The sequence below is a fragment of the Pseudomonas cedrina subsp. cedrina genome (genome assembly GCF_001983175.1).
GTDB lineage: Bacteria > Pseudomonadota > Gammaproteobacteria > Pseudomonadales > Pseudomonadaceae > Aquipseudomonas > Aquipseudomonas cedrina.
Genome location: NZ_MNPW01000008.1, coordinates 248,707 through 265,531 on the forward strand (window position 1 = coordinate 248,707; position 16,825 = coordinate 265,531).

Sequence of the window (16,825 nt, forward strand, 5' to 3'; positions counted from 1 at the left end):
GTCACATAGCGCATGGCTTTACCGCTCTTCGTGTCGCGACACGTTTTCGTTATTCGCGAACCGTGTCGCGACATTTCCATTACCCATCGCTCGAACTCCCGCGGAAGTGGTCAGCCAGCACCCGGCGTGCGTCGATCCCGCACGACGCCGACATTGCGTAGATCTGGCCGAAGGTGGTTTCCCGGCGCTGCAAGGCGTTGAACAGCTCAATCAGGCGCTGGCCCTTCGTCCCGCTGCGGCGGCTCATAGCTGGAACCCCTTTTTCTGTGGGAGCGGGGCGGCAGGCAATTGCGCGCTCTGGCCTATGGAAGTTGCAAGAGAGGCCCGCGCCGCCTGGCTTTTGTCGTTAGTGGTGCTGGCGGGGGTCTGTAGGAGCGAACTGTCCGGCAAGCAGCTGATCCCGGTGTTGTTCAAGATCCAACATGTCACGCCCCGGGCGCTGTCGTGCTGGACGTCGATTAGTTGCTCGCCGGCGGAGGCCTGGACAGCGATCATCAGGAGTGCGATAGCGATCAGTCGGCGCATGGGTGCAACTCCTCAAGCCGGGCCAGGCGTATTGCGTCGTCGACGTTCTGGTCAAGGTCCTGCCCGAAGTAGACAGTGCCGTCGCTAACTGCGCATAGGTCGGAATTAATATTGCTGACGCGCCCACGGTCGCGCAGCCACTCATAGCGGGCAGAGTTCATAACCATCTGAACGCGAGCGTCGATATGCATGATCTCTGTCGATATGGGGGTAGTGACGGTGTTGGCCAGCGCGTCGAGCAGGATCTGCTGACGATTCTGCCCATCCAGGTACTGGCGTACGGCCTGGATGAAAACGCTGTTCATACTGCGGTCCCCGGCGTTCGCTGCGGCTTCAATGTCTGCGCGCAGGCCATCGGGCAGACGCACCACAAACTTGTCGGCGGTGCGGGAGTTGTAATCTGTGGCGCTCATGCGGATCTCCAGTGCGGCCGAAGCCGCAGAAGCAATTGAAGGATTGAATTACTGAAGGATTCTGCGGACAGGGCGCGCGAGCCGTACGTAGTCCTTGCCGTTGCCGTAGATCCAGCCATCTACAAAGAACATGCCGTAGGCGTAGTAGGCGGAGCGCTGCGTGCTGCTGATGTACCACTCCTTCTCGAACGCCTCAGGCAGGTACAGGTAGCCGTGATGCAGCTCGCCAGAGGAGGGCAGATAGAAGTCGTTGTGCCCGTCGCGGGTGTAGGCAGATGCCGCGTCAGCGGCTGGGTGAGAACCGTCGCGATTGACGAGTATTGTGGTGTTCTCGCGCCCGTCGATGCCACTGGTAGCCTCGACGTTGGTGCCGTGCTCGCCATAGCTGTGCCGGCCCACGTCCGTGACTGCGAATATGACGTAGCACAGGCCTTCCGGGTACTCGCGGCGGCCACCGTAGAGCCCGCCCTGTCCAACCCAGTAGTCGCCGATCGCTGGCGGCACAAGACCGCTCGTACGGGGATTTGAATCAGCACGGATCGGCGTAGTAACAGTATTGGCCAGCGTATCCAGCAGGATCTGCTGACGGTTCTGGCCATCCAAATACTGACGGGTGGCCTTCACGAAGACGCTGTTCATGCTGCGATCGTCGGCCAGGGCTGCGGCTTCAATTGCAGATCGAAGGCCGTCCGGCAGGCGGACCACAAACTTGTCGGCGGTGCGGGAATCGTATTGTGTTGAGCTCATTTCACTTTCTCCAGGCCGAACGAATCCCGGCCGCGTTGTTGGCTTTCGCAAAAATCAGGGTTGATTAGACGGTTTGAGCGGCCTCAATGCGGCGGACGGCCACACGTGTTTCGGTACGGCGCTCGCCTGGGCGGCGAATGCGGCTCATGTGATCATCAGTAATAGCTGCGTGGCCGGTCAGGATTGTGCAGATGAGCACTATGAAATGGCGCGCGATACCTCGGCAGAACAGCTCTGCTGGGATCGCTGAGCGGCTGCTTACCCCAAGCTTATAGAAAACACGCTCAATGGATTTTTTGACGGTGCTTGGGGCGCAGCCGACGACACGGGCTATTTCCTTATTCGCCATACCTGCGCAAATGGCGAGGGCGGCGCGAAGCTCTTGCTCAGCAAGAATCCCTGTAGTCCCTTCAATCTTTCCCAGACGGATCACGGCACTCATCTTGGCACTCCATCAATGTTCTGATGGATCAAATATAAATATAATTATATTTCTACGCAAGAAGTCTTTTTATATTTTTCCTGAAGACGGTCGCGAGGGGTTTTAGGCGCAAAAAAAGCCCGTTTAGCGGGCTTTGGCGGGCGGGGTATTTACAGAAATGAAGCGCCCCAAAAGACTCTACCTACGATGCTGATTGATTTTTCTTCCATTTCCTGTGGGGTGTATGACTCTTCAGGGTATTCCGTGGGTTTCATGCTGCGCAGCCTGATGCCCCCTCCAGGAATCCGATACACAAATAGCGTGCGCAGCTGCCCGCTGTGTCTGATTACATATATTTTGCCATCTTCAATATCTGTTCTACCCGTGTCGACCGCAACGACGCTTCCGTTACCCAAGACCGGAGTCATGGCGCTCCCAGATACTGAAACGCACACCACTTCGCCAGTGGCGAGCTGTTCGATCATTCGCTTGCTGAAGCGGTAAGTGATGTTGGATTTTTGCGAAAGAGCTATCTGGGCAGGGCCTGATCCAGGGTAATAATCCCGAATAATGGGTACTAATACCACTTCGTTATCATTGCCGTCGTTTACCACTGCGATTGGTGACATTGAGCTGCTCAAGAAGCCCAAGAGAGCCGAGTTTGGCGTTGTGGGCGGCGTCTCTTGCAGATCAATTTCCGGCGATCCTTCCGAGGGCCGCATCTCCCCTTCACCCAGCGCCAGCCATTTGCTGCTCACCGCGCACGCATAGGCGATTTCAGCAATGTACGTGGTTCGCTGTGCCTTCCCGCTTTCAAGCTGGCTGATGGCGGTTTGGGCGACCCCAACCAGCTGTGCCAGCTGTTGCTGGGTAAGGCCGGCGTGCTTTCTGGCTGCTTTGATTCTTTCGGATAGGTTCATCCGCTCATCCTATAAATGAACTTATGGTGTTGCAAATAAGTTTTCTTCTGTGCAGTCTATAAAGAGACTTATCAGAGGCCTTGCTCATGGCTGTAAATATCAGCGCGCTAATAAATCACTTCGGAAGCCAATCGAAGACCGGCGAAGCCTTGGGTGTTTCTCAGGCGACGGTCTCTTACTGGCTCTCCGGATTGCAAAAGGTAAGCCCCGAGAAGGCGCTTCTTGCTGAGATCGTCACCCATGGCGCCATCAAAGCGTCCGCGCTGTGCGACTTGATTGCTCAAGTCGAAGCTCGCCACAAGGTAGGTGAATATTCCTCTGAATTTCCTATCTCCGCATCTGGGCCTCATGGCTCTGTATGCGCATCCAGTATTGAGGTGGCTCCGTGATTCCTGCCTGCTTGATCGCCTTAGCCGCGCGCAAATCCACATCCAGCACGGAGCTATTCCTACAGCTTGATTTGGATGCTGAGAAGGCGTTTGTGGAGCTGTGGGGGGCAGGCGCTCTGATTGGCTACCTTTGTCTTGCCCGCGCCAACAATGCAGACGAATTCAGGAATGGCCGGACTGTAGCAACGTTTGAATTATCGGGAATGCTTTCGGCGCGTTCTCCAGCCCCAAGTCCAGTAGTTTCTCTGTCAGGTGTTTTATGGCGTCGCCAGGAGCTTCTCGGAGTGCTTTCAGTATCCCAGTCTTTTGATCTTCCGGAGCATCCGACGCCTTCACCTTGGCTTCAATCAACTGACGGAGAGTGTCCTCATGAAGCTTGACCGTCACTGTTCCCAGTATTGCGCTCAGTCCGCCATCCCCGGCGAGGAAATCCATGCCCTGCGCAGTGCATGCAAGTTTCCCCATGTTTATCAAAATCTCGCCGCTCATGGCGAAGCTCATGCATTCCGCCACCAGACCGTGCTGCGCAAGGTAGTACAGGTTCGCATCAAAGACGTCTTCGTCGACACCCTCAGCAATCTCGTCGTACTCGGCGTAAGAGGGGCTTCGGGGATACACGGCCGCAAGGCCGGTGAGAATCTTACGTTGCAGGCTTCGATCAAGCTTCATAAGCCAGGTCTCCGTGACCGTCGTTTCGAGTGGGATCAAAACAGTATCACGGCTTGGCCCGGTACCAATTTGCGGCCTGGGTAAATCGCAGGCAACAAAAAACCCGGCTTGGCGGCCGGGTTCTCAAACAGCCCATTGGCGTGGGCTCTATGTACTTCTTCGTTCTGGAGAACGATATGTCACGCCCAAAAAATAGCAACAAACCAACATTAGCGCAAGAGTCGCTGCTCACCGGGCATTCGGATTTCTACTATCAAAACGTGAGCGCTGACGGAGTTCGCTCGCATCCTCTTCTCGCTGTTCGGGGCGGTGAGGACATTGAGACCGCTTTGAACTCGGCCTCAATGTTGCTCGGTGCGGTCGACGAGATCATGACCTCCCTCACTGATGACGGGATTGAGACCAACACCATTTATGGCCTTCGCTTTTTGATTGAGAGCTCAAAGGCGTTGATGGACTCGACAACGGGCGCCGTGATGAGAGCCAAAATCCAAGGGGGTGGGCAATGAACATCCTCACCAACGGCGATTCGCATCGCACTGGCGTAATGGTCAGCAACTCTACACTCACCGCGAATGAGCAGCGCGGTTTACGCCACGCCCGCGAACTGTTCGACGAGCTCCGGACAGTCTACATCCAGGCGATCTCGCCCTCCCTTGGCGGTAGCAGCCGCCCGATCAATATCCGGATGCGCGATCTGATGGATGAGATCCATCTGCACTCCCACGGGTTTCTGGCGAACCACTGGAAAACGGATCAAGAGATCGAAGACGCCAAGCCGATCAATCATCGGGAGATCTTCAATGTCGACCGATAAAAGCGTCTCCGAAGCGGGTGTGACGTACTGGTTCATTACTACGCCCGCAGTTATCAAGAACGGCTTGCCTTGCTCCCGCATGATCCATCCGTTTGCAACAGCGGAAGAGGCTGAGAACGGTGCAGAGCTCCTTAACGCTCGGTTCCCTGACTCGAAAAAAGCGTACGTAGGTCAGCTCACCTATCAGGGCGAGCGCTCTGCGGAAGATATGGAGCAAGCCTTCCGTGTTGCTCGCGGAGACCTGGCGGATCAGTTGGCCGGCCCAGATCCAAGGAGTTGCCCATGACCATCGCCAAATTTCAAGGCGGCGATGCCGTCACCATGTCCTCGCAAGAGATCGCCGAGTTGGTGGGTAAGCGTCACGACAATGTAAAGCGGACTATCGAAACGCTGGTTGAGCGCAAAACCATTCAACTCCCTCAAATTGAGGAAGTTAAAAACCACCTCGGCCAAACGGTCGAGCAGTACCAAGTGTGCAAGCGCGACAGCTTCGTATTGGTCGCTCAACTCAGTCCTGAGTTTACCGCTGCGCTGGTAGACCGCTGGCAGGCGCTAGAAGAGCAGGCCGCGCGCCCAATGACCCAGGCCGAGATCACTGCCGCCAACGCGAACCACTTGGTGGCGGTCGAGCGGCAGCAGCGGGAACAGCAGGTGGCACTGGAGCGGATCGAAACTCGGGTGGCCAACGTTGAGCAGGTCCGATACCTGGACTCGATGCCGGCCGGTTTCGAGTCGATGACCTCAATCCGCGCCCGCATCAACCTGCGTCACGGCATTCCACAATGGGTGATTAACGCTGTGATGCGCGACATCCCTGGCGCTCTGCTGCCGTTCGCCATGGTGCGCAGCAAGCACGCCGAAGATGGCGGTCAGCCCTACGCCATCTGGCCCAAAGCCGACATAACCCGCCGCTTCGACCGATTCGCCGCCGAGTGCACCTTCGAAACCGCCGAACGCGCCACCCACCCTGATATTCAGCAAGGCCGCTTCAAGCTGCGCCAGAGGAATTCCGCATGAGCAAAAAAGACCCGAAACCTTCCACGGAGCCGACGGTGATTGATGAGGCTCACATGGATCAGTTCACCAACGATCAATTGGCCTACAAGGCCTGGACCGGTGTGGACATGGCGCAAGAAATCCTATTTGACGATGACGCATGTGAAGGAAGTCTGCATGACGCAAAGTTCGAAGTTGCTCAATCCTGCATGGCGCTGCGCGTCCTCGTGCGCCGTCTTACAGGGATGAATGCAGACCTGCTCAGACAGGCCGTACTGCAACGGCAACTGGAAGGGATCGTGCTGTGCCCGGGAAAGGATCAGTTGCCTGCCGTGGAGACTCTTCAATGACCACCTACGATATTGCCTCCGGCAATCTTCCCCAAGCTCCCACCACCGCTGAAGTAGTCGCCGGGCCCTGGCCCTGCTATTCCAATTGCCGCCATCTGCCTGAGCGCGAGCGCTGGGAGATCTACGGCTTGGCCAAGGCTGGCCGTGGCGCTCTGGAGGATCGCGGCGTAGCTATGACCGAGACCTACGACGCGTTCATTGCCCGTATTACGCGGGAGATGGGCCTATGAGCATTATTCGCGCCCCACGGCCCGAGGGAAATTTCTACCTGCTCAACAAGGCGATCAGCGAAGACCAGCGCCTCAGCTGGGGCGCCCGCGGGATGCTGGTGTTTCTCTTGGGCAAGCCTGACCACTGGGAAGTGTCCACTCACCATTTGATCGGCCAGACCAAGGACTGCCTGGGCAAGGCATCCGGCCGTGATGCTGTCAGGGGTCTGATCCGCGAACTGGAGCAGGCAGGCTATCTGCAAATCTTCCTTGAGCGCGCCGAAGGTGGCGAGTTCGGCGGACGGTCCTACACCGTGTCGGAATCACCGGCGACGGATTATCCGGGCCCGGTTGAACCGTCGCCGGTAAATCCCCCCCTAGTAAGTATTGAAGGTAAGCAAGGACTGAATAAAGCAGCAAGTACTGAAAGACCTATGGTCGAAAAGGGCCTGGCCGAAGCCTTCGAGGTGTTCTGGAAGCTGTACCCCAACAAGAAGTCGAAGAAGGACGCTCGCAAGGCATGGGAGAAGCTGAGGCCAAGCGCTGAACTTCGCCAAACCCTGATGACCTCCTTGGGCAGCCACCGCGTTTCCCGCGACTGGACCAAAGATGACGGGCAGTTCGTGCCGATGGCGTCGACCTGGCTTAACGGTGAGCGCTGGACTGATGTGCTCAAGCCCGGCACGGCCGCCGGCCAGGCGTTCAACAACCTGCCAGACCACACACCTGACATGTACCAAGGAGGCGACGATGAGCCAGCGTTCTAACTTCCGTCGCCAACCTGAAATGCGCTCGTTTGCCGGCGAATGCCCCATCCACGGTGTGGTGGATCGTTCAGAGGTTGAGCAATTCGACGGCTCGATGCTTGTCCGTCCCTGCAAGCAGTGCCAGTTCCACGGCCTGCGCGTAGCACCTACCGGTAGTCCCGAGCATAGCCAGGCGCTTGCTCATGTTGCCGCCGAGCGCCTCAACAGCGCGTTGGTAGGCTCTGGTATCACGCCACGGTTTGCCGAGTGCACATTCGGTAACTACCGAGCCACTACTCCGTCCATGTCTGAGGCGCTCGAAAGGTGCCAGGGCTACGCCAACGACTTCGGCCTGCACTACCTGGCCGGCCGCAACCTGCTGCTGACCGGGAATGTCGGTACCGGCAAGACCCACTTGGCCTGCAGTATCGTGCGCCAGGTTATCGGTCTGAATGCGATCGCAGTGATCACCACAGCCGCCGAGATCATCCGGGTTTTCAAGCGCTCGATGGCGCGGGACTCCGGATACACCGAGGGCGACGTGATCGATGAGCTGGCAAGCTTTGATCTGCTGGTGATCGATGAGGTGGGCGCCCAGGCGGGCACCGCGTACGAGCTGGCAGTCTTGCATGAGGTCATCGACCGGCGTTATCAACTGGTCCGGCCTTCGGTGCTGATCTCCAACCTGCCCGCCACATCGAAGCAGGACGTTGAAGGGAAGTCCACGCCAAGCCTTGAGCAGTACATCGGCGCCCGGGCGCTTGATCGCCTGCGGGAGAACGGTGCGTTGCTGGCCGGCTTCACCTGGGCCTCGGCACGGGGGCGCGCATGAACGAATACCGCGAGCTTTACAGCGACGAGGCCGAGCACGCGCTGCTTGGCGCCCTGATGCTGGACGGTGAGTTGTTCGACTCCATCACCGCTAGCGTGACAACCGCCGACTTCCACGATCCGGAAAACGCAGCGCTGTATCAGGTGATGATTGACCTGCACGCTACCGGGGCCCCCGTTGATCCCGTCACGCTTCACGACTTCAAACCTTTCCTTCCAAGTGGCGGTACCACCATTGCCTACGCTGGTGAGCTGGCGAGAAACACGCCCAGCACCGCCAACTGGAAGGCATACGCCCGAACGGTGGCCGAGAGGGCAGTGCTCCGGCGCCTGGTCGAAGCTGCCGACGCAGTGCGTGATTCGGCCCGCGAGAACAGGCCGGTGGCTGAAATCATCGCCAGCGCGCAGCAGGCTATGGCTGATCTACGCGACCTAGACATTGGGGAGCCCGATTACAAGCGCATGGACGAAGTGGTGACTCGAAATATCGACATCATCGACGCCAAGTTCAACGGCTCAGTGCAGTCTGGGCTCTCTACCGGACTGGTCGATCTCGACAAGCTGATCCGCGGGCTGCGTAAAAAGACCGTGACCATCGTCGCCGGACTTCCAGGCAGCGGTAAGACCACGCTCGGCCTGCAGATCGCCCAGCACATTTCCTGCTCCGGTCTGGGCGTTGGCATGGTCTTCTCGTTGGAGATGCCCGAGGAGGAGCTCGCCAACCGCGCCCTGGCGTCGCTGGGTAGCGTCGATCTGCAAGTGCTGGATAATGGCCAACTGCAAGACGACGACTGGCCGCGGCTCACATCTGCAGTCAACAAGATCATGGGCAAGCCCCTTTACGTCAGCGACAAGTCGGGTCTCACCGTCGCGCGCATCCGAAGTATCTGTCGCCAGGTCAAGCGCAAGCACGGTCTCGATGTGGTGGTGATCGACTACATCGGCCTGATCGGCTCCGACGGCAAGGCATTCAACCGTACCGCTGAGCTCGGCAAGATATCGACCGGCATCGTCAACATTGCAAAGGAACTTGAAGTGCCGGTGATTCTGCTGGCCCAGCTCAACCGCGATTCGACCAAGCGCCCCGGCAAGAAGCCGATCGCCTCCGACTTGCGCGACTCTGGACAGATCGAGGCTGACGCCCACTGCATCATCCTGGTTCACCGCGACATGGACGACGAGCAGGGCCAGAACGGCGTGACCGAGCTGATCATGCCCAAGTGCAGGCACGCGCCGGTCGGTTCGTGCGTTGTGCAGCAGCAGGGCAAGTTCGCGCGCTTCGTCAATTTCGCGGGCCGTGAGCCCACCCAGGAAGAGGTGGAGATCGGTCGACCCTTCGCTGACCAGTACAAGGGGAGGAAGAAAGCGTGAAGCAATTTAATTTGATGGACTTTGTGCTGGGGCGTAGCACCGAATCAGATCCATTAGTTGCAGGTGAAGCCATAGGCGCATTGCAATCCGCTTTGGAGGACTGCAAGCCCTCCGTTCTTCCGGTAGGGGCTGTAGTCGCCAAAGCGCCCGAGCATCCAGAAGCCAACCGCATCGCGGCGTCGATCCGGGATTTTCCTGAAGACTGGGCCTGGGCGCGCAAGGGTTTCGACCTTTTGCATATACCCAGTGGCTTTAGGCTCTGGGTCGCCAACGATGACTATGGCTTAGCCGAGGTTCATCCAAATAACGGGAAAACAGACTTCACGAAACCCGAGCAGGCAATCATCTGGCCGGCCGTGGCCGAATGGCTTGGGCACCGAAAGTCCGGTTTTACCGGGAAGCTACCGAAAGCGACTATCACCGGGCGCAGCGGGACCTTCTGGTGTTACTCCAAGGAGCATCCATGGGCTGGTGCCGGGAGTACTCCTGCCGAGGCCTATGAGGTTTGGTGCTATGCCATCTCGGCCCAAGCGCGCAACCGTATGAGCCAGCAGGAATATCTGGAAGTCAGGAGCGTCAGCCTATGAGCGCTTCGAAAACCCTGCACGTTCAACTGACCGACGCCGAGATCCGTCGTAATCAGGCTGGTGACGTTCGCCAATTGCGCGATCCTCGGCACCCGGCGCTCAGGTTCCGTTATTCCACCGTGGATCGCGCCAAAGGCTCATGGCACGTAGTGGTGGGCAAGGACTGGGGCAAGGCTGGCAACTATCCCGACATCAACGCCAAGGCGATGCTGGCAACGTTGCCGACCATCCTGGCCCGCCGGTCTGCTGATCCTGCTGCTAAGTCCACGGCCACCAACTGGTCCACGGTGGGCGAACTGCTGTCCTGGTACCTGGAGCGCATGACGCGCGACCGGGCGCTGTCCGAGAAACGCAAGGCCAGTGCCAAGTCGGCTTTGAAGCGGCACCTGCAGCCACGTCTCGGTCAACTGCCGCTGGCTGGGCTGAACAGGCCGGCCATTGACCGACTGCTGCTGATGCCGATGCAGCAGCGTTACGCGCTGTCGTTCGTGCGCTCGGTCTGGGGCGTCCTGGGGGTGGCTGTGCGGCAGGCCTATCGCCTGGACCTGCTGGCAGTTAACCCGCTGGCAGGACTGGAGTTCACCGACTTCGTGCGCACCAAGATCAAGGCCAAGGCGGCGCGGCTTCACTCCGATGACGTGCCTGGCCTGCTGGACCTGCTGGTCGAGCAGTTCGACGATTCGCCGGCGGCATGTGTGTTGGCGGGGCTGATGCTCTGCCACGGCACGCGTCTGGGCGAAACCCGACTGGCCCGCTGGAAGAACGTCAACACCGACACCGGCAAGTGGTTCATCCCGGCAGCGGACACCAAAACCAAAGCGGCGCACACCCTGCCACTGACCGTCCAGGCCAAGGCGCTGCTCGAGCGGTACCGGCTTGTGCAGCAGGGCAGGGGCTACACCGGCCAGTTCCTGTTCCCGGGAAGCTCCAGCCAAGCACTCAGCGCGACGAAGGCCAGCACGATGTTCACACACCTATCCCACGGCGAATGGTCGAGCCACGACCTGCGCAAGGTGGCGCGTACGGCCTGGACTGACCTGGGCGTCGACTACATGGTCGGGGAGTTGCTGCTGAATCACGCCATGAAGGATCTCGACCAGGCCTATATCCACACGTCCGCCGAGCAGCTTAAGCGGCAGGCCTTAGAGGCCTGGCACGCCTACCTCGATCAACGAGGTTTCAAGGCGTTGCATGGTGGGACATTCGCGAGACAGGAAGGCGAGGCATTACCCGGCGAGACCATGAATAACGAGGCTTCCAGCGTGAATCAGTATCCACTTCCGAGGAGGAGGTTTTTAGGTCAAGGCGGCACCCAGCCCACACCAAACCAACAGCCAGGAGACGGCAATGAGTAACGTCACAGCGGCATTGCCGCGCAAAAGCATGAGCGACCTGGAGCGGCGCTTTCTAAAGATCGCCGGCGAGGAATTGGCCAAGGTCAAAGTCGGCGGCCCGAATGCGCTGGCTTACCTGCTGGATATGGTCGCTAGTTGGCACGGTAGTCGTGTGCAGATCGGCTTCCATGATTTCGGCCAACGCTGGCTGATCGAGGGGAACGCCAAAAACAAATCCGCTGACCGGTTGCTGCGTGACCTGTTTGGCCTGAGTGATCCAGACCCGAGGAAAGCCGCATGAAGAAGCGCACGTATGTCGACAAACCCTTGGGCGATACTGAATACCTGCTCGAGCAGTGGGGCTGGTGGCGGATGGATGGGATGGGCGTGCCTCGGTACGTATCTCCTCTCTATGCGTTGATCCGCGACAACAACGTCACGGAGGGCGGCATCAAGAATTATTGCGTCACGGATGACGTCGCCTTGGTGGTGGATCGGGCGGTGGCCAAGCTCGCCACGCGTGACGCGCAGATGGGCAACTTCATCTGGCTGTACTTCGGCGCGAAGTGGCCTGCACTTCGGATTGCGCGAGAAAACGAGATGGGGGAAGCCAAGGCGCGCGAATTGATCAAGGCCGGCGTGGCTTGGGTCGACTGCGCTATCGAGGTGTTTCGTGAGGTCGCGTAGAAATCACTTTCCACGCGGATAAACACCTGTTTTCATGACACCGTGTTCAGCTTTTCAAGCGCGACACCACATAGAAAGCCCGGCCATTGAGCCGGGCTTTTACTTATGCTTTGCCGTATTGCTTGTCTAACCACGCATTCAAGTCATCGCGCTTATGCGGCGCTTTGCCAGGAGCATCCTCTAGCTTGTGTGCCACAAGGCTCCGATTCTCTTCGTTTTGTTTATAGTTTCGCGTCTTCAAGTAATGGTCGATGAAGTATTCAACTTCCCATTTTTCAGTTTCTGACACGTAAATCCGGTCTAACTTGCCGCGATATTTCTTGTTGTCGTCGCTTTTCCAAACCATAACAGACACCATTTCAGTAAGTGGCGTATTGCCACGCTTTCTGATAGCACCAATTTTGGATTGGATCCACTTGCCGAAGGTCGTCTAGACCGATGGAGCCGTTGGGTTATTTACACATTTCGAGGCTCGCCGTATTGGCGGGCCTTTTTCGTTTTCGGCTCCACCACACCCGTTGCTATGGCCGGGAGTGCTGATGGGGCCGGATTTATCAATCTCCCCGAGAGGGAGGAAATCCGGATGCCACCCATGCCAGACAAGCCAGACACGTGGGCCCAGATCTGGCTGGCCCTCTCGAACCCGCTATGGCAGGGCGCAATCATGGCCGTCACGATTACTCTTCTTCGGGTGTTGTACGAAGCGAAAGAGCCAAACAAGTGGCGGATCATCTTGGAGGCGCTGATTTGTGGTGCTCTCAGCCTGTCGGCGAGCAGCATTATTGAGTGGATGACCTGGCCGCCGAGCCTTTCAGTAGCGGCCGGTGGGGCAATTGGCTTCATCGGTGTGACTGCGATCAGGGACATGATCATCCGCTTCCTGGGCAAAAAGGTTGATTCGGCATGAAGGCGATCGCGGCAGCAATCATCATCGCCCTGGTGGGTCTTCTGCTGGTCGGCATTCAACAGCTGCGGGTTGAAGACCTTCGCGAAGAGAAGCGCGTCGAGACCCAGGCCAAGGATGACGCCATCAAGGCCAATACCGAGAGCCAGGCCACCATCACCACGCTGCGCGCTGAAGCAAAGCGCAATGCCGAATACCAGGCCGATCTGGCAAAGCGCCTCAAGGCCAGCCAGGACAAGGCGAAAAAGGCGGAGAAGAACTTTGAAGACCTCAAGCGCAACAGCAAGCCTGTTCGTGATTGGGCTGCTCAGCCTCTGCCTGACGGCCTGCGCGGCAAAGCCGGTGGTAGTAACAAAGACCCAGGCCGTAAGGCTGGAAGCCCCTGAACTGATCCCGTGCGAACGGGTTGATGAGGATGCCGCCGACCTTCGCCTGAATGGCGATGTGTGGGAGCTCAAGGACAGGGCAATCAACCTGCTCGACACTTGCGCCGACCAGGTAGACGCCCAGATCAAGCGCAGCCAGAGCAAGTAGTCAGCCACGGTGATATCAGATGCTTCAGATCGACGCTCGAACTAACATCGAAGAGCTTTCGAAGGCATTGCGCACTGTTGGTGAAAAGCAGCTGCCCTTCGCCTTCGCATTGATGGCTACGCGCCTGGCTGTGCTGGTAAAGAAGGGTGAGTTATCGGTATTGAAGGCCCGCATTGATAGGCCTACGACAACGACCCTGAATAGTCTTTACGTGAAGCCCGCCAAGCCGGGTAATCCAGAAGCCCGCACGTTCTTCAAGGATGCGTGGACATCAGGCGTTCCGGCTGACACCTACCTGCAGCAGGCAGTGAAGGGTGGTCGCCGACCTCATAAGCGGTTCGAGAAAGCACTGATCGCAAAAGGGATCATGAAGTCTGGGCAGTACGCACTTCCCGCAGCATCAGCACTCAATCAGTTCGGCAACGTTCCCCGCGGCACGATCATGAAGATCCTCTCTGGCCTTGGTGCGGCCGAGACTGTTAGTGGTGTGCAGGCCAACGCCACGGGAAGTAAGCGCAGTAAGCGAAAGGGCAATGCCCAGAAGTATTTCGCCGGCGAAGTCGGCGGCACCCAGGGTGTTTGGGAGCGGAAGAAGACGGCATGGGGTGATGCAGTTCGGCCGGTTTTCATCTTTAGTGATGGGGAGCCTGGCTACCGAGTTATCCTCCCTTTCTACAAGATCGCCGACAACATCGTGAAGGCGAACAGGATTCGTGAGTTCCAAAGCGCGATGGATACAGCCCTGGCGACGAAACGATAGGGGTTCTCGAATGGCGGGCGGTGGGCGCCCCTGGATGGTGCACCCACCCCCCCCCTTTGGGTCCTTCCCCGGCCCCCAGCCCCATGCGGGTAATTCGGGCCCCGCGCGCCAAATATGTATGACCTTTTTCCCACGGTTGGTTGTTGTTTAATCATGGCCAAAAACGAAACAACCAAACAGCGCGGGTGGTTGAACAAATCCGAGATGGCTTCGAGCCTCGGGATTTCCCCGCAAGCCTTTGACAAATGGGGAGTTGCGCCTGTCGCCCGCATCGGTCGAGAGGCGTTTTATACCGTGCAGAATGTGGTGGAAAACCGCGTTGAACATGCGCAACGGAAACAACAACCGACGGGGGATGGAACCGAAGGTCTCGATCCGCTGATCGAGTACAAGCTGCTCGAAGAGCGCCGCGGCCTCACTGCCGCTCAGCGCATTGCCCAGGAGAAGAAGAACCTGGTGCTGGACAAGCAGCTCGTGCCCGTTCCATTCGCCACATTTGCCCTGGCAAAAATCGCCGCTCAGATCGGCTCGAAACTGGACACCGTCGGCAAGACCGTCACTCGACGCCACCCGGAGGTTGACCCTCGCATCATCGAGTCGGTCGAGCGGGAGATTGCGCTTGCTCGAAATATTGCCGCCAGCTTTGGCGAGCAACTTCCGGAATTATTAGATGAGTACGCTGAGTCCGTGGCTGAATGATCTGCGCAAGTCGATCAAGCTAGGACTCCAGGCGCTCTATAAAGAACCACCGCAAACCGCCGTCGAGTGGGCGGACAAGAATTTCTACATGTCGGCTGAGTCCTCCTACAACGAGGGCAAGTGGACGACCGAGCCGTTCCAGGTCGCAATCCTGAACAGCATGGGCAACGACCTGATCAATGTCGTCAACTTCATCAAGTCGGCGCGGATCGGCTACACCAAGCTGTTGATGGCGAACATCGGTTACAAGATTCAGCACAAGCGCCGCAACGTGATGATGTGGAGTCCGACGGACCCAGACGCCGAGGACATCAGCAAGAGCCACGTCAACGGCATGATCCGAGACGTACCTGCGGTGGGTGACCTGGCGCCGTGGTTCGGCCGCAAGCACAGCGACAACACGCTCGACCAGAAGATATTCGCCAACCGCCGGACACTCTGGATCCGGGGCGGCAAGGCTTCGCGCAACTACCGCGAGAAGTCAGCCGACGAGGTGATCTACGACGAGTTGTCCAACTTCGACGAGAGCGTCGAAGGTGAGGGCTCGCCGATCACCCTGGGTGACAAGCGCCTCAATGGTGCGATCTACCCTAAGTCGATTCGTGGCTCAACGCCAAAGCGTGTCGGCTCCTGCCAGATCACCAAGGCGGTCGAGGAGTCGCCGTACCTGCTCAAGTTTCACATCGATTGCCCCCACTGCCACCAGGAGCAGACGCTCAAGTGGGGCGGCAAGGATTGCGAATTCGGCCTGAAGTGGGAAAAGAACGCGCTCGGCGAAGCGGAAAAGGCCTGGTATTTGTGCGAGCACGCTGCCTGCGTGATCTGGCACAACGAGATGGTCGAGGCCTCGAAGGCTGGTCGCTGGATCTGCGAAAACACCGGCATTTGGACTCGCGACGGTATGGACTGGTTTGGCGTTGATGGCGAAATTATGCGCACCCCGCGCTCCGTCAGCTTCAGCATCTGGGCGATTTACAGCACCTGGAGTACCTGGCTCAGCCTTGCGGAAGAATGGCTGAAGGTGAAAGGCGATGTCTCAAAGCTGATCACCTTCATGAACACCACGCGCGGCGAAACGTGGGACGACGACCAGGGCGAGAAGCTCGACTCCGAAGTTCTGTACGGTCGCCGCGAAGTCTATCCGCAGGTCCCGGCCCTTGGCCTTGTTCTTGTTGGTGGCATCGATACCCAGGACGACCGTTTCGAGGGGCGTGTCTGGTCGTTCGGCCCAGGCGAGGAGGCATGGCTGGTCCATCGTTTCATTCTGATGGGCGACCCGGCCAGCGAAGAGCTTCGCCGCAAGGTGGGGCTTGAGCTGCACAGGCAGTTCACTCGCGTGGACGGCACCGTCATGAAGGTAGAGCGCTGGACTTGGGACGCCGGCGGTCACTATGCGGATGAGGTCTACGCCGAAAGCCGTAAGCACGGCGTGCACTGGGTAGTGCCAATCCATGGCGCGACCATCTACGGCAAACCGATCGCGAACTTCCCGCGCACGAAGAACAAGGTGCACAAGGTATTCCTCACCGAGGTTGGTACCGACAACGCCAAAGAGTTGCTCTACAGCCGCATGGGTTTGCCGGTCGATACGGCTGCCTCTCAGGCTGGCGTGTCTCAGCCCGGGGTGGTTCACCTGCCGGCCAATGACGTGATCTGCGACGAGTCGGAGGTCAAGCAGCTCACCTCTGAAAAGAAAAAAGCAGCCATATCCAAAGGCAAGCGTGTGATGCGCTGGGACAGCGGTGGCCGCCGAAACGAAGCCCTCGACTGCTTCGTGTACGCGCTCGCCGCCCTGCGCATCTGCCAGCAGCGGTTCGGGCTCGATCTCGATCTGTTGGTTGCAGCTGTGCCTGGTGGCAACGAGCCCGACACGGAAGAGCGCCCACGGAAGAAATCCACATTCTGGTAGCGAGACT

General features: G+C 58.4%; 28 protein-coding genes. 20 read left to right on the top strand and 8 right to left on the bottom strand.

Going from position 1 to position 16,825, the window contains the following annotated elements; all coding sequences use genetic code 11:
• Nucleotides 1–79 precede the first annotated feature (79 nt).
• The 6 genes from BLL36_RS31055 to BLL36_RS18460 all read right to left on the bottom strand — a co-directional run bounded on the left by BLL36_RS31055 (nucleotide 80) and on the right by BLL36_RS18460 (nucleotide 3,026).
• Entirely contained in the window at nucleotides 80–247 is a 168-nt protein-coding gene (locus tag BLL36_RS31055; protein ID WP_165448102.1) for a hypothetical protein, read from the bottom strand.
• Nucleotides 244–525, bottom strand: a complete 282-nt coding sequence (locus BLL36_RS18440; protein ID WP_076952768.1) for a hypothetical protein — start codon at nucleotides 523–525, stop codon at nucleotides 244–246. The genes BLL36_RS31055 and BLL36_RS18440 overlap by 4 nt, the downstream gene beginning before the upstream one ends.
• Nucleotides 513–938 (bottom strand): Arc family DNA-binding protein, encoded by a 426-nt coding sequence (locus BLL36_RS31475; protein WP_267903511.1) that lies wholly within the window; start codon nucleotides 936–938, stop codon nucleotides 513–515. The genes BLL36_RS18440 and BLL36_RS31475 overlap by 13 nt, the downstream gene beginning before the upstream one ends.
• A gap of 48 nt (nucleotides 939–986) precedes the next feature.
• Nucleotides 987–1,685: an Arc family DNA-binding protein gene (locus tag BLL36_RS18450; protein ID WP_076952769.1), complete on the bottom strand. Its 699-nt coding sequence runs from the start codon at nucleotides 1,683–1,685 to the stop codon at nucleotides 987–989.
• Between the two features lie 64 nt (nucleotides 1,686–1,749).
• Nucleotides 1,750–2,127: a LuxR C-terminal-related transcriptional regulator gene (locus BLL36_RS18455; RefSeq protein ID WP_076952770.1), complete on the bottom strand. Its 378-nt coding sequence runs from the start codon at nucleotides 2,125–2,127 to the stop codon at nucleotides 1,750–1,752.
• Nucleotides 2,128–2,276: 149 nt separating this feature from the next.
• Nucleotides 2,277–3,026 (bottom strand): XRE family transcriptional regulator, encoded by a 750-nt coding sequence (locus tag BLL36_RS18460; protein WP_076952771.1) that lies wholly within the window; start codon nucleotides 3,024–3,026, stop codon nucleotides 2,277–2,279.
• Nucleotides 3,027–3,112: 86 nt separating this feature from the next.
• Here BLL36_RS18460 and BLL36_RS31550 point away from each other — a divergent pair, with 86 nt between their 5' ends.
• Nucleotides 3,113–3,415, top strand: coding sequence for a transcriptional regulator (locus tag BLL36_RS31550; RefSeq protein WP_076952772.1), 303 nt, complete (start codon nucleotides 3,113–3,115; stop codon nucleotides 3,413–3,415).
• A 162-nt stretch (nucleotides 3,416–3,577) separates the two neighbouring features.
• On the opposite strand, the gene BLL36_RS18470 is transcribed toward BLL36_RS31550, so the two are convergent.
• A complete protein-coding gene (locus BLL36_RS18470) occupies nucleotides 3,578–4,084 on the bottom strand; it encodes a hypothetical protein (protein WP_076952773.1) in 507 nt (168 codons plus the stop codon).
• A 176-nt stretch (nucleotides 4,085–4,260) separates the two neighbouring features.
• Here BLL36_RS18470 and BLL36_RS18475 point away from each other — a divergent pair, with 176 nt between their 5' ends.
• The 13 genes from BLL36_RS18475 to BLL36_RS18535 are packed head-to-tail and all read left to right on the top strand — an operon-like array spanning nucleotide 4,261 to nucleotide 12,012.
• Complete coding sequence (locus tag BLL36_RS18475; protein WP_157697318.1) at nucleotides 4,261–4,593, top strand: DUF3077 domain-containing protein; 333 nt, start codon at nucleotides 4,261–4,263, stop codon at nucleotides 4,591–4,593.
• The gene (locus BLL36_RS18480) at nucleotides 4,590–4,901 is read left to right on the top strand and encodes a hypothetical protein (protein ID WP_076952775.1); all 312 of its coding nucleotides are present in this window, start codon (nucleotides 4,590–4,592) and stop codon (nucleotides 4,899–4,901) included. The genes BLL36_RS18475 and BLL36_RS18480 overlap by 4 nt, the downstream gene beginning before the upstream one ends.
• Nucleotides 4,888–5,187 carry a hypothetical protein gene (locus tag BLL36_RS18485; RefSeq protein ID WP_076952776.1) on the top strand — a complete coding sequence of 100 codons (300 nt, stop codon included), beginning with the start codon at nucleotides 4,888–4,890 and terminating at the stop codon, nucleotides 5,185–5,187. Before BLL36_RS18480 ends, BLL36_RS18485 begins: the two co-directional genes overlap by 14 nt.
• Nucleotides 5,184–5,918: a Rha family transcriptional regulator gene (locus tag BLL36_RS18490; protein WP_076952777.1), complete on the top strand. Its 735-nt coding sequence runs from the start codon at nucleotides 5,184–5,186 to the stop codon at nucleotides 5,916–5,918. The genes BLL36_RS18485 and BLL36_RS18490 overlap by 4 nt, the downstream gene beginning before the upstream one ends.
• Nucleotides 5,915–6,247, top strand: coding sequence for a hypothetical protein (locus tag BLL36_RS18495; RefSeq protein WP_076952778.1), 333 nt, complete (start codon nucleotides 5,915–5,917; stop codon nucleotides 6,245–6,247). The genes BLL36_RS18490 and BLL36_RS18495 overlap by 4 nt, the downstream gene beginning before the upstream one ends.
• Nucleotides 6,244–6,477 carry a hypothetical protein gene (locus BLL36_RS18500; protein WP_076952779.1) on the top strand — a complete coding sequence of 78 codons (234 nt, stop codon included), beginning with the start codon at nucleotides 6,244–6,246 and terminating at the stop codon, nucleotides 6,475–6,477. The genes BLL36_RS18495 and BLL36_RS18500 overlap by 4 nt, the downstream gene beginning before the upstream one ends.
• Nucleotides 6,474–7,223 carry a hypothetical protein gene (locus tag BLL36_RS31060; RefSeq protein ID WP_076952780.1) on the top strand — a complete coding sequence of 250 codons (750 nt, stop codon included), beginning with the start codon at nucleotides 6,474–6,476 and terminating at the stop codon, nucleotides 7,221–7,223. The genes BLL36_RS18500 and BLL36_RS31060 overlap by 4 nt, the downstream gene beginning before the upstream one ends.
• Complete coding sequence (locus tag BLL36_RS18510) at nucleotides 7,207–8,034, top strand: ATP-binding protein (protein ID WP_076952781.1); 828 nt, start codon at nucleotides 7,207–7,209, stop codon at nucleotides 8,032–8,034. Before BLL36_RS31060 ends, BLL36_RS18510 begins: the two co-directional genes overlap by 17 nt.
• The gene (locus BLL36_RS18515) at nucleotides 8,031–9,404 is read left to right on the top strand and encodes a replicative DNA helicase (RefSeq protein WP_076952782.1); all 1,374 of its coding nucleotides are present in this window, start codon (nucleotides 8,031–8,033) and stop codon (nucleotides 9,402–9,404) included. Before BLL36_RS18510 ends, BLL36_RS18515 begins: the two co-directional genes overlap by 4 nt.
• Nucleotides 9,401–9,991, top strand: coding sequence for a hypothetical protein (locus tag BLL36_RS18520; protein ID WP_076952783.1), 591 nt, complete (start codon nucleotides 9,401–9,403; stop codon nucleotides 9,989–9,991). The genes BLL36_RS18515 and BLL36_RS18520 overlap by 4 nt, the downstream gene beginning before the upstream one ends.
• Nucleotides 9,988–11,346, top strand: a complete 1,359-nt coding sequence (locus BLL36_RS18525; protein WP_076952784.1) for a tyrosine-type recombinase/integrase — start codon at nucleotides 9,988–9,990, stop codon at nucleotides 11,344–11,346. The genes BLL36_RS18520 and BLL36_RS18525 overlap by 4 nt, the downstream gene beginning before the upstream one ends.
• A complete protein-coding gene (locus tag BLL36_RS18530; protein WP_076952785.1) occupies nucleotides 11,339–11,626 on the top strand; it encodes a hypothetical protein in 288 nt (95 codons plus the stop codon). The genes BLL36_RS18525 and BLL36_RS18530 overlap by 8 nt, the downstream gene beginning before the upstream one ends.
• Nucleotides 11,623–12,012, top strand: a complete 390-nt coding sequence (locus tag BLL36_RS18535) for an antiterminator Q family protein (RefSeq protein WP_076952786.1) — start codon at nucleotides 11,623–11,625, stop codon at nucleotides 12,010–12,012. The genes BLL36_RS18530 and BLL36_RS18535 overlap by 4 nt, the downstream gene beginning before the upstream one ends.
• A 103-nt stretch (nucleotides 12,013–12,115) precedes the next feature.
• On the opposite strand, the gene BLL36_RS18540 is transcribed toward BLL36_RS18535, so the two are convergent.
• A complete protein-coding gene (locus BLL36_RS18540; RefSeq protein ID WP_076952787.1) occupies nucleotides 12,116–12,358 on the bottom strand; it encodes a hypothetical protein in 243 nt (80 codons plus the stop codon).
• A gap of 237 nt (nucleotides 12,359–12,595) precedes the next feature.
• Between BLL36_RS18540 and BLL36_RS18545 the strand changes: the two genes are divergently transcribed.
• From BLL36_RS18545 to BLL36_RS18570, 6 genes are all read left to right on the top strand, one after another.
• Complete coding sequence (locus BLL36_RS18545) at nucleotides 12,596–12,919, top strand: phage holin, lambda family (RefSeq protein ID WP_033901767.1); 324 nt, start codon at nucleotides 12,596–12,598, stop codon at nucleotides 12,917–12,919.
• A complete protein-coding gene (locus BLL36_RS18550) occupies nucleotides 12,916–13,302 on the top strand; it encodes a hypothetical protein (protein WP_076952788.1) in 387 nt (128 codons plus the stop codon). Before BLL36_RS18545 ends, BLL36_RS18550 begins: the two co-directional genes overlap by 4 nt.
• Entirely contained in the window at nucleotides 13,259–13,450 is a 192-nt protein-coding gene (locus BLL36_RS18555; RefSeq protein WP_076952789.1) for a hypothetical protein, read from the top strand. Before BLL36_RS18550 ends, BLL36_RS18555 begins: the two co-directional genes overlap by 44 nt.
• Nucleotides 13,451–13,469: 19 nt before the next feature.
• On the top strand, nucleotides 13,470–14,210 hold the full coding sequence (locus BLL36_RS18560) for a hypothetical protein (RefSeq protein WP_076952790.1): 741 nt from the start codon (nucleotides 13,470–13,472) through the stop codon (nucleotides 14,208–14,210).
• A 153-nt stretch (nucleotides 14,211–14,363) separates the two neighbouring features.
• Nucleotides 14,364–14,909, top strand: coding sequence for a terminase small subunit (locus BLL36_RS18565; protein ID WP_065890650.1), 546 nt, complete (start codon nucleotides 14,364–14,366; stop codon nucleotides 14,907–14,909).
• A complete protein-coding gene (locus BLL36_RS18570) occupies nucleotides 14,881–16,818 on the top strand; it encodes a phage terminase large subunit family protein (RefSeq protein ID WP_076952791.1) in 1,938 nt (645 codons plus the stop codon). The genes BLL36_RS18565 and BLL36_RS18570 overlap by 29 nt, the downstream gene beginning before the upstream one ends.
• The last annotated feature ends 7 nt before the right edge of the window (nucleotides 16,819–16,825 follow it).

What these genes read in the sequence shown, in the direction of transcription:
- BLL36_RS18460 (WP_076952771.1), bottom strand. Translation starts at nt 3,026, where the DNA reads ATGAACCTATCCGAAAGAATCAAAGCAGCCAGAAAGCACGCCGGCCTT.
- BLL36_RS18480 (WP_076952775.1), top strand. Translation starts at nt 4,590, where the DNA reads ATGAACATCCTCACCAACGGCGATTCGCATCGCACTGGCGTAATGGTC.
- BLL36_RS18440 (WP_076952768.1), bottom strand. Translation starts at nt 525, where the DNA reads ATGCGCCGACTGATCGCTATCGCACTCCTGATGATCGCTGTCCAGGCC.
- BLL36_RS18535 (WP_076952786.1), top strand. Translation starts at nt 11,623, where the DNA reads ATGAAGAAGCGCACGTATGTCGACAAACCCTTGGGCGATACTGAATAC.
- BLL36_RS18470 (WP_076952773.1), bottom strand. Translation starts at nt 4,084, where the DNA reads ATGAAGCTTGATCGAAGCCTGCAACGTAAGATTCTCACCGGCCTTGCG.
- BLL36_RS18545 (WP_033901767.1), top strand. Translation starts at nt 12,596, where the DNA reads ATGCCACCCATGCCAGACAAGCCAGACACGTGGGCCCAGATCTGGCTG.
- BLL36_RS18530 (WP_076952785.1), top strand. Translation starts at nt 11,339, where the DNA reads ATGAGTAACGTCACAGCGGCATTGCCGCGCAAAAGCATGAGCGACCTG.
- BLL36_RS18540 (WP_076952787.1), bottom strand. Translation starts at nt 12,358, where the DNA reads ATGGTTTGGAAAAGCGACGACAACAAGAAATATCGCGGCAAGTTAGAC.
- BLL36_RS18550 (WP_076952788.1), top strand. Translation starts at nt 12,916, where the DNA reads ATGAAGGCGATCGCGGCAGCAATCATCATCGCCCTGGTGGGTCTTCTG.
- BLL36_RS18570 (WP_076952791.1), top strand. Translation starts at nt 14,881, where the DNA reads ATGAGTACGCTGAGTCCGTGGCTGAATGATCTGCGCAAGTCGATCAAG.
- BLL36_RS31060 (WP_076952780.1), top strand. Translation starts at nt 6,474, where the DNA reads ATGAGCATTATTCGCGCCCCACGGCCCGAGGGAAATTTCTACCTGCTC.
- BLL36_RS18525 (WP_076952784.1), top strand. Translation starts at nt 9,988, where the DNA reads ATGAGCGCTTCGAAAACCCTGCACGTTCAACTGACCGACGCCGAGATC.
- BLL36_RS18560 (WP_076952790.1), top strand. Translation starts at nt 13,470, where the DNA reads ATGCTTCAGATCGACGCTCGAACTAACATCGAAGAGCTTTCGAAGGCA.
- BLL36_RS31055 (WP_165448102.1), bottom strand. Translation starts at nt 247, where the DNA reads ATGAGCCGCCGCAGCGGGACGAAGGGCCAGCGCCTGATTGAGCTGTTC.
- BLL36_RS18485 (WP_076952776.1), top strand. Translation starts at nt 4,888, where the DNA reads ATGTCGACCGATAAAAGCGTCTCCGAAGCGGGTGTGACGTACTGGTTC.
- BLL36_RS18495 (WP_076952778.1), top strand. Translation starts at nt 5,915, where the DNA reads ATGAGCAAAAAAGACCCGAAACCTTCCACGGAGCCGACGGTGATTGAT.
- BLL36_RS18500 (WP_076952779.1), top strand. Translation starts at nt 6,244, where the DNA reads ATGACCACCTACGATATTGCCTCCGGCAATCTTCCCCAAGCTCCCACC.
- BLL36_RS18475 (WP_157697318.1), top strand. Translation starts at nt 4,261, where the DNA reads ATGTCACGCCCAAAAAATAGCAACAAACCAACATTAGCGCAAGAGTCG.
- BLL36_RS18515 (WP_076952782.1), top strand. Translation starts at nt 8,031, where the DNA reads ATGAACGAATACCGCGAGCTTTACAGCGACGAGGCCGAGCACGCGCTG.
- BLL36_RS18565 (WP_065890650.1), top strand. Translation starts at nt 14,364, where the DNA reads ATGGCCAAAAACGAAACAACCAAACAGCGCGGGTGGTTGAACAAATCC.
- BLL36_RS18455 (WP_076952770.1), bottom strand. Translation starts at nt 2,127, where the DNA reads ATGAGTGCCGTGATCCGTCTGGGAAAGATTGAAGGGACTACAGGGATT.
- BLL36_RS31475 (WP_267903511.1), bottom strand. Translation starts at nt 938, where the DNA reads ATGAGCGCCACAGATTACAACTCCCGCACCGCCGACAAGTTTGTGGTG.
- BLL36_RS18490 (WP_076952777.1), top strand. Translation starts at nt 5,184, where the DNA reads ATGACCATCGCCAAATTTCAAGGCGGCGATGCCGTCACCATGTCCTCG.
- BLL36_RS31550 (WP_076952772.1), top strand. Translation starts at nt 3,113, where the DNA reads ATGGCTGTAAATATCAGCGCGCTAATAAATCACTTCGGAAGCCAATCG.
- BLL36_RS18450 (WP_076952769.1), bottom strand. Translation starts at nt 1,685, where the DNA reads ATGAGCTCAACACAATACGATTCCCGCACCGCCGACAAGTTTGTGGTC.
- BLL36_RS18510 (WP_076952781.1), top strand. Translation starts at nt 7,207, where the DNA reads ATGAGCCAGCGTTCTAACTTCCGTCGCCAACCTGAAATGCGCTCGTTT.